This is a genomic window from Facilibium subflavum (assembly GCF_003574485.1).
GTDB classification, from domain to species: domain Bacteria; phylum Pseudomonadota; class Gammaproteobacteria; order Francisellales; family Francisellaceae; genus Facilibium; species Facilibium subflavum.
The window spans coordinates 1-8,742 of record NZ_QLIT01000060.1; the positions used below are offsets into that span (position 1 = coordinate 1).

Sequence of the window (8,742 nt, forward strand, 5' to 3'; positions counted from 1 at the left end):
CTTAAAACATTCAACGAAAATACTATCCATAATAATTTAAATTGATACTTAGTTTGCTATAACTGATAAGATGCACTATATTCCAGCATTAGGCCAGATAAATACTAGGATGTAGATGCGTTTACCCTGGCCCTGGGTAAAAAATGCTTGCAAGTGATTCAGTAAATATTGTAAGGTATCCATTGGTGAACCACCCTTTTTATACAACCCTAAGATACAGGGATAAACTTTGGTTTGCAGCTCACCAATAGCAAATTCTTACAAAATTCGGGAAAGTTTAGTCACATGAACTTAAAGCATGAAATCAGTAACATATTGAGTGTCTTGAACATCAATTTAGCAATTATCGCCCTCAATTCGAAAGAACCTGTTGTCACTGACGCGGTGAAACACATCAAAAGTCAATTGCAGCAGCTTACGCAACTGAGCAGCCAATACTGTGATATTGACATAAATGATACTGCACAATTAGGTAAGCATATTAAATGAACTATATCATTCACTTAATTGAAGACAATCAAGAGCTTACAAAAAATTGGGCAACTTTATGGCAAACGTACGGTTATCAAACGATTACTTACCATTCAGGGGTGGATTTTTTGCACAAATATAAACCCCATGATATTGAATGCATTCTTATTGATATTTGGTTGCCTGGTGCGAATGGAGATAAACTATTCCACAAAATAATTGCTCAAGGGATCAATGCTCCTTGTATTTTTTGGTCAGGGAGGGTATCCGTTGAATTGGCAGTAAGACTTATGCGCGAGGGAGCGTTTAGTGTTTTAGAAAAACATTATGAAATTGACCTTATTAAAAACACTATTGATGAAGCATTTTCATCCTGTCTAAATTTAAGAAGGAAAGTGCAAAAACTAGAGATTTTCAACAAAAAACTAACGCGCTTAACCCCCAAAGAAAAAGAAGTTTTCCTTTGCATTCTGCAAAACAAAAACGTAATGGAAACTGCTCAGCAAAGGTGCGTGTCACCAAGAACCGTGACCGAACAAAGAAAGTCCATTTTCAAAAAACTCGAGCTCCCCTCAGCCAACGAGCTTTACATCTACTGCATACAAATTGGCTACAAAGTTAAGAAAACGGGCTCTAACTATCTTTCCGCCCACTTCGAAGATTAGCATTGTTAGAAGTAGTGATTGTATCAACGTTTCTAACAGTACCTTGTTTGTTTTGGGCGGATAGTTTGTCGAAGTCAGAAAACGTTAAGTTCATAGGATCATTCACTTCCAAAGATTGCACTACATGATAACCAATAATCAAGCTCTTGAGAAGGATTTGATGGATATTTAGTGGTTGACTACTAAAAAAATGGGGTGAACCACAATTTAGCTACAAAGACTTAATAGCTAAAATGCTCTGCATATAAACTCAAATAAGATAAGAAAATATGCGTATAATGCAATATAAGCGACAAGATGGCATGAGGCGTACTGCCATTGTGAAAGATCAGCAAGTACATTTGCTGGATAGTGACAAGAGTATTTACCAATTAGCAAAGCTTGCTCTGACAAAAGGTGGTACTCTACTGGAAGAAATCAATGGACTTAAGACTATCAATAGCACATATGTCTCCGATTTTCTTAAACTCAACCATGAGATTATGACACCTATATCAATAGAGGATACACCTTGGATAGTTATGTCGGGAACGGGGTTGACTCACATCAATAGCGCACTAATGCGCGATAACATGATGGATTCAACTGGTAAATTAAGTGATGCACAAAAAATATACCACTCAGGCTTAGAAAACGGGAAACCAAGCAATAAAGACATTGGTGCTATGCCAGAATGGTTCTTCAAGGGGTTTGGTAACGCATTAAAACCTTCATATACAGACTTAAGCATTCCAGCCTACGCATTAGGTGGAGGTGAGGAAGCAGAGTTGGCAGTAATGTATATTATTGATGATCATGGGAATCCTTGTAGGTTAGGGTTTTGTTTAGGAAACGAGTTTTCTGACCATTTGCTGGAACAACAGAATCATTATTATCTGGCACAGTCAAAGTTAAGACAATGCTCCATCGGTTCTGAATTATATATTGGACCTCCGCCAGAAGAAGTGACAGGTGAGATTAAGATTGTAAGGGCTGGGGAAATAATTTGGCAAAAAGCATTTCATACGGGCTTTAAAAATATGACCCATAGCCTGCAAAACATTGAGCAACAAATTTTAAAATATGACATCTTCAGGCAACCTGGAGCAGTACACGTATTTTTTCTAGGAGCTGATCAAACGAGCTTTGCTGATAAAATTGTTTTACAAGATGGAGATACGGTTAGCATAAAAGTTGATTTATTCGATATCTCATTGGTTAATAACATAATTGAAGAAGCTCAAACACAAAATATCCAAGTAAAATATTTATAAGCGGAGGCGTAAATGCAACATCAAAAAATAAAAGCTGTAATTATAGGCAGTGGCAATATAGGTATCGACATTTTACTTAAATTACAACGCTCACCATGGATTAGGTGTAATTTATTCATTGGTCGACGACTAGATTCAAAGGGTATTGCTATAGCCAAGTCACTAGATATTAGAACAGACATCAGTGGTATAGATGCCTTACTAAAATATAAGCAGGATTATGATTTGGTTTTCGACGCCACTTCAGCACAAGCGCACTTAGAGCATGCTAGCGTGTTAAAAGGCTTGGGGAAGCAAGTTGTTGACTTAACTCCTGCTAAATTAGGGAAGAGTTGTATACCTGTATTAAATATTCAGGATTGTGTAGATGAGGATAATATTAATATGGTCACGTGTGGAGGGCAGGCATCTACGCCAATTGCGTATGCGTTATTACAAGCACATAAAAATATAGAGTATATCGAAGTTGTATCTAGTATTGCCGCCAAAAGCGCAGGCTCTGCCACCAGAATCAATATCGATGAATATATCAATACGACAGAGGCAGCAATCAAGGAATTCTCTGGATGCCTCCGCGCAAAGAGCATACTCAATATTAACCCGGCTGAACCATGTGTTGAAATGAAAACAACCATTTTTGCAAAAATTTACCAAGCCGATTTGAAGAAAATAACCGATGAGGTGAATAAAGTGGTTGAGCAAGTAAAAAAATACGTTCCAGGATACTCTTTGGTACTCGCGCCGCAGTATCAAGAGGATAAAATTATGGTAATGGTTAAAGTTTTGGGACAAGGTGATTATCTGCCAAGTTATGCAGGGAATTTGGATATTATTACTGCTGCAGCCGTACAAGCCGCAGAAGAAATTGCAAAAAACAAGATCAACAATTTTAAACAACTAAAGAGTGCTTAAATGAAACCTCAAACAAAAAAAATCATTATTAGTGACCCCACTTTAAGAGACGGCAACCATGCAATAAAACATCAACTATCTTTAAATGAGATTAAAAAGTATCTCGAATTAATTGATAAAACAGGTGTTGATATTATCGAAATAGGACATGGTAATGGACTTGGTGCATCTTCATTGCAGTTGGGTGAAAGTCTAGTGAGTGATAAAGCTATGCTGAGTATTGCAAGAGAGTCGTTAAGCTCTACAAAACTTGGTATTCATATCATCCCTGGGTTTGGAAGATTAAGTGATCTACAATTAGCCGTTGACGAAGGTGTTGATGTCATACGAGTTGCCTCCCATTGCACTGAGGCAGATACAACTGAGCGATATATAAAATTTGCTCACAATGCGCAGAAAATAGTCTTCGGAGTTTTGATGATGTCGCACATGACATCAAAAGAGAGCTTGTTCAATGAGGCAAGGAAAATGCAAGATTATGGCGCTGAGGCAATCATTATTATGGATTCAGCAGGTGCATATTTGCCGGAGGAAGTATACGATAGAATCGCTTATCTTGTCTCTCACTTAGAAATTAAAGTTGGATTCCATGGGCATAATAATCTTAGTATGGCAGTTAGTAACTCCATTATGGCACTAAAAGCAGGAGCTACCCTGTTAGACGCTTGTATTTGTGGGTTTGGCGCAGGAGCAGGCAACACAGCATTAGAAGTGCTTGTTGCTGTTTTGTATAAATATGGATATAAAACGAGCATTGACTTCAATGAATTGCTTAAAGTTGTCAAACATGCAAGTAATACGTTTGTAAAGCAATATCCCATGATTAGTGAACTTAGTTTAGCAAGTGGCATGCATGGCGTTTTTTCAGGGTTTGCTAAGCCCGTAAAGCAGGCAGCAGATGCATTTGGTGTGAGTGAGTTGGATATTTTTGCTAGCTTGGGTAGAAAGAAAGTTATCGCCGGACAGGAAGATTTAATCATAGAGGTGGCTCAAGAGCTCGCTATTAAAGCAACACACTTTAAGGAATGTCATGCCTAGTCGTAGAGTATTTGCCTATTTTCTGCTAATATTAGCCCCCATGTGTTGGGGAGGAAATTTTGTCGTTGGTCGCATGATTCATGCAAATATTCCCCCTTTTACCTTAGCATTTTTCCGCTGGCTATTGGTTGTTGTACTGCTTTTTCCTATTAGCATTTCTGGGCTCAAAAAATATCAATCACATATTAAAGATAATGTGGCAAACTTAATTGCCTTGAGTATTTTAAGTATTGTGATATATACATCATTCGTTTACTGGGGAGTTCAAACAACCACGGCGGTGAATGCCAGTTTAATTAATGCGAGTGCGCCTGTGTTGATTTTGGTGTTAGCGGTTGCCGTGCTTAAGGAGCACCTATCTGCCTGCAAGTTAAGTGGTATTGTTCTATCCTTTTTGGGGGTAATTTATGTGGTTACCCAAGGACATATTGCCCAAGTATTAGAAATGAAGTTTACGCTTGGGGATCTACTCATTCTTATTGCTGCTATTGCATGGGCGGTGTTTTCTATTCTTACCAAAAAAATGTCATTCAATCTGCCTCCGCTGTTGTTTTTGTTTATTACGGCTGTTATAGGTGTTTTAATTCTATTGCCACTATCTTTATGGGAATGGTATCACAGATTAACGATAGTTTGGCAATGGCAAACGGTAGGCAGTATTTTCTATGCGGGAGTTTTTGCCTCAATTTTAGCATTTAGCTTTTGGAACATAGGCGTTAGAACGGTGGGACCTGCTATTGCTGCTTATTTTTTTAATTTATTGCCAGTGTTTAGTTCCTTACTTGCTATTGGCTTTCTGGGGGAGAAAATCCATACTTACCATGTAATAGGATTTGTACTGGTTTTATCAGGAATACTGTTGGCCACACTTCCTGTGTATAATTTAAAGCAAAAGTTATTCAGTTACGTAAGGAGAAAAATGTATGCCTAACGCACGCAGAGCTATTGCCGTTGTAACAGGTGCCAGCAGTGGTATTGGTAAGGCGCTTGCGCGTTATTTGCTTAGCCAAGACTATAAAGTGGTGCTTATCTCACAAAATAAGGAAAGGTTAGAGAGCGCCTATACGGAATTGTTACAGGTTGCTGATCATGCCAGGGTACACGCAGTGAGTTTAGATGTTGGTGATTATGGTCACGTTACCAATGCTATGGAGCAAATAGTAGCTGAAAACAAACGGATTGATATATTGATCAATAGTGCAGGTTATGTCAAAAGGGGGACTTCAGATCTGCTGCATACTGAGTTTGCAAAAATGCTGCACGTCAATTTAGAGGGCGTCTTCAATATGGTTAGTGCAGCGGTTCCCACAATGAAGGAGCAAAGGTCCGGGAGAATTATTAATATTTCCTCCTATTCAGGCATTGTTGTAAGATCTACGCTGGGCGGGTATGCGGCGTCAAAATCTGGTTTGATGGGATACAATGAGGCTTTACATAAAGAACTGGCAACTTATGGAATATATGTGACGGCTATTTGCCCCAATCTCGTTGACACTGAAATGACCAAAGATGTAACTAGCGTTTCTAAAGCTGATTTAATGCAAGTGGATGATATAGTGCACACGTTAGACTATCTACTTAAGTTATCTCCTGCTGTTATGGTTAAAGAAATTGCCTTACAATGTCGTGCAAAATTGTTAATGGAATGTGATATCTGAATATGCGCCAGCGAATATTTATTTCTATTATTGCATTTACTTTTCTCTGCAATATTGTTTTTGCGAATGCTTTACGGACGATTAAAGTGGCAGTTCTAGATAATTTCCATTTTCAACCCTTTATTACTACTCAATATGGAGAGCATTATCTACAAGGAATTGCATTGGCAGCTACTGATTTTAGGCGCTATGGTTATACTTTATCCTACAGGGTGTTTAGTTATGACAGAAGCCATCCATTAGCCATTTTAAAAGCGGTCAAAGAAGTAAATACTTGGCACCCAGATCTTATATTGGGACCCAGAAACTCTAATATGTTCTTCTTAATTAGCTCACAGTTTAAAAAGGTACTGGTATTGTCCGGTTTTGCAACGGCAGACGCACTATCCGCCCTCCCCAAAAATTATTACAGCCTTGTTTTCCCTGATAAAATTCTTTCTTGCTTAATGTATCACTATATTAGCACTCACTACCCCAAGCAAAACGTCTATGCCATTGTTGAAAACAACTGTAAAAATTGTGTCAACTTTGCCAATGAGTTTGCCAGATATTACAATAGTGCGCACAGTGATCCTATGGTAATCAAAACCTATATCAGCACAGATATGGCATCAATTAATCTTCATCAGCTTTTATCTGACTATCATGGCGGATTGATTTTGTTACCCAACACAGCTTACAGCAGTGCGTTGTTGATGGTGAAAATTACTAACTACTTACAACAATCCGTAGTGTTTTTAGGTGGAGATGATTGGGGCATGTGGCAGGATACGGAGGTTGGGAAACTTAAAGCTGACAAGCCTTATTATGGGTTACATTTTACGCCATTAACACTGGCAGCAGAGAAAGATGAGAAATTAGCACGTTTCAAAAAAGCATATTGGAATTTCTATCGGGAAATACCTGATAATCCTGCGGCTTTTTTGTCCTATAATGCACTTGAGTCTGTATTGGCGGCTTTGCGCCAATTTCCAAATAATCACCCAAGTAGCTCTATGGCAGCAAACATTCTAGCTAGCTATCAACGGGCAAGACATGCCTATCCAAACTGGTATCGCCTAGATACTTACAGCGTTTTTAAACTCGATACAAACAAAGAAGCGTTGCTAGCCTTTATCCCGGCACTGGATCAGTGTGATGCATCACGTTAATATGAAGCATTTAAGCTTATCACAGCAAATAACGAGAAGCATTGCCTCACGCATTGTTATCTGCTTTATCTTATACGTGTTTTTGTTTATCAGTCTCACAGTATATGATTTCTCAATGGGGCTTCACGAGGAGCAAACTCGGATTAAGTCTCTATCCGCTCAATTGAGTGAGCAGTTGATCAGTCAAGTACTCATCGAGAATGCCCAAAGTATTCCACAAATCCTAGCTGATGCTGGCAAAGAGAACGATGTGAGCATTCGCTGGCTAGCCCCATCACTGCAGGGAGTTAGCGATGTAAATAAAATGGCGTGGTCTTTTCCTTTTTTCTGGACTTATGCTATCCCAATTACCACCTTGGATGGACGCCATTTTGGCTATCTGGTGTTTGATGGCAATTTGTTAAGCAACAGAAATTTTACCTTTGGAATAATTGTCAGAATTCTATTATTTATGGTGTTTTTTGGAATGACAATCTTTGTGCTTTATCCATTGACGAATAGTATCCCCAAGCGTTTGTTTATCAAGCCTCTTATTAATCTTCTTGCATTGCTGCAAAAACCAGATGACCACAATGCTATTAATAGAACAGAAATACTGCCTGATGAAACCATATGCCTTGAATTGCAAAAAATTGAAACTCAGATAAAAGTGCTCATACACGAAGAAAAACAAAAAAGTCGTAATAGCGCCGTAGGTCAAATTGCTACGCAAGTTGCACATGATCTACGCTCTCCATTAGCCGTTCTTAAGATTCTTATGGAAAAATCACAGGATTTTGCACAGAAGGAGAGACAGTTACTCAATCATATAATTAATCGAGTCCACGCGATTACCAATGATATTATGCGAATCTATCATCTGGATGGTGAGCAAAAGGCACAGGGTACTGGTACTCCAAAACAAATTTTATTACTCCCACTCATTGAAGGTATCGTCATTGAAAAACGGCTAGAATATGCTGACATCCTTATTACGCTGGAGATTGAGCCATCTTCCTATACTCAATTCGCCCAGATCGATGCTGGAGTATTCTGTCGCATATTATCGAATATCCTCAATAACGCGTTGGAAGCATTAAGTGTATCAGGGAAGATTAATGTCAAACTAATGAGTGATGAGCAATGCCTCAGTATCACTATTGAAGATAATGGCTGTGGGATGGAAGCTGGCGTTTTACAGCAAATTTTTACTCCTGGATTTTCACATAAGAAAGAGAAAGGTAGCGGACTTGGGCTCAGTTATGCCAAACAGGAATTACAAGCCCTTGATGGACAAATTTCAGTTGATTCAAAGCCTGGAGTGGGGACGAAAGTGAGCATTTCTATCCCACGGGCAAAAAACCTTATTTGTTTTGCTGCACACTACAGGACACTAAGTAGTTTTTCTGTTTGAATTTTTGTTAACTTTAGCTCAAATACAAGCTTAATTGATGCCATGATTTTACTTGTATTAATCACAATCTCCGCCAATGATTTGCTAATAAAATCCATGCCCTTACGAACAATTGAGCGTTGAGGAAACCCATGCTTTTTGAGCTTTTCTGGATAAATTTTCATAAGCATATCACCTTGGTGTTAGGACTGAATCAGCTGC

General features: G+C 38.6%; 9 protein-coding genes. 8 read left to right on the forward strand and 1 reads right to left on the reverse strand.

Annotation, left to right across the window (positions count from 1 at the left end; genetic code table 11):
• Nucleotides 1–485: 485 nt before the first annotated feature.
• The 8 genes from DNK84_RS04715 (at nucleotide 486) to DNK84_RS04750 (ending at nucleotide 8,541) form a co-directional block, all read left to right on the forward strand.
• Complete coding sequence (locus tag DNK84_RS04715; protein WP_119343415.1) at nucleotides 486–1,136, forward strand: response regulator transcription factor; 651 nt, start codon at nucleotides 486–488, stop codon at nucleotides 1,134–1,136.
• A 278-nt stretch (nucleotides 1,137–1,414) separates the two neighbouring features.
• Nucleotides 1,415–2,389, forward strand: a complete 975-nt coding sequence (gene araD1, locus DNK84_RS04720) for an AraD1 family protein (RefSeq protein ID WP_268876888.1) — start codon at nucleotides 1,415–1,417, stop codon at nucleotides 2,387–2,389.
• 12 nt (nucleotides 2,390–2,401) lie between these two features.
• On the forward strand, nucleotides 2,402–3,301 hold the full coding sequence (locus DNK84_RS04725) for an acetaldehyde dehydrogenase (acetylating) (protein WP_119343417.1): 900 nt from the start codon (nucleotides 2,402–2,404) through the stop codon (nucleotides 3,299–3,301).
• Entirely contained in the window at nucleotides 3,302–4,339 is a 1,038-nt protein-coding gene (dmpG, locus tag DNK84_RS04730; protein WP_119343418.1) for a 4-hydroxy-2-oxovalerate aldolase, read from the forward strand.
• A complete protein-coding gene (locus DNK84_RS04735) occupies nucleotides 4,332–5,270 on the forward strand; it encodes a DMT family transporter (RefSeq protein WP_119343419.1) in 939 nt (312 codons plus the stop codon). Before dmpG ends, DNK84_RS04735 begins: the two co-directional genes overlap by 8 nt.
• Complete coding sequence (locus DNK84_RS04740; protein WP_119343420.1) at nucleotides 5,263–5,997, forward strand: SDR family oxidoreductase; 735 nt, start codon at nucleotides 5,263–5,265, stop codon at nucleotides 5,995–5,997. The genes DNK84_RS04735 and DNK84_RS04740 overlap by 8 nt, the downstream gene beginning before the upstream one ends.
• Nucleotides 5,998–5,999: 2 nt before the next feature.
• Entirely contained in the window at nucleotides 6,000–7,148 is a 1,149-nt protein-coding gene (locus DNK84_RS04745) for a type 1 periplasmic-binding domain-containing protein (RefSeq protein WP_119343421.1), read from the forward strand.
• A 115-nt stretch (nucleotides 7,149–7,263) separates the two neighbouring features.
• A complete protein-coding gene (locus DNK84_RS04750) occupies nucleotides 7,264–8,541 on the forward strand; it encodes a sensor histidine kinase (RefSeq protein WP_162902227.1) in 1,278 nt (425 codons plus the stop codon).
• On the opposite strand, the gene DNK84_RS04755 is transcribed toward DNK84_RS04750, so the two are convergent.
• Nucleotides 8,511–8,705, reverse strand: a complete 195-nt coding sequence (locus DNK84_RS04755; RefSeq protein ID WP_119344994.1) for a hypothetical protein — start codon at nucleotides 8,703–8,705, stop codon at nucleotides 8,511–8,513. The genes DNK84_RS04750 and DNK84_RS04755 overlap by 31 nt on opposite strands.
• Nucleotides 8,706–8,742: the final 37 nt, after the last annotated feature.

Coding starts and splice junctions, on each gene's coding strand:
- dmpG (WP_119343418.1), top strand. CDS start 3,302: ATGAAACCTCAAACAAAAAAAATCATTATTAGTGACCCCACTTTAAGA.
- DNK84_RS04740 (WP_119343420.1), top strand. CDS start 5,263: ATGCCTAACGCACGCAGAGCTATTGCCGTTGTAACAGGTGCCAGCAGT.
- DNK84_RS04735 (WP_119343419.1), top strand. CDS start 4,332: ATGCCTAGTCGTAGAGTATTTGCCTATTTTCTGCTAATATTAGCCCCC.
- DNK84_RS04755 (WP_119344994.1), bottom strand. CDS start 8,705: ATGAAAATTTATCCAGAAAAGCTCAAAAAGCATGGGTTTCCTCAACGC.
- DNK84_RS04745 (WP_119343421.1), top strand. CDS start 6,000: ATGCGCCAGCGAATATTTATTTCTATTATTGCATTTACTTTTCTCTGC.
- DNK84_RS04750 (WP_162902227.1), top strand. CDS start 7,264: ATGGGGCTTCACGAGGAGCAAACTCGGATTAAGTCTCTATCCGCTCAA.
- araD1 (WP_268876888.1), top strand. CDS start 1,415: ATGCAATATAAGCGACAAGATGGCATGAGGCGTACTGCCATTGTGAAA.
- DNK84_RS04715 (WP_119343415.1), top strand. CDS start 486: ATGAACTATATCATTCACTTAATTGAAGACAATCAAGAGCTTACAAAA.
- DNK84_RS04725 (WP_119343417.1), top strand. CDS start 2,402: ATGCAACATCAAAAAATAAAAGCTGTAATTATAGGCAGTGGCAATATA.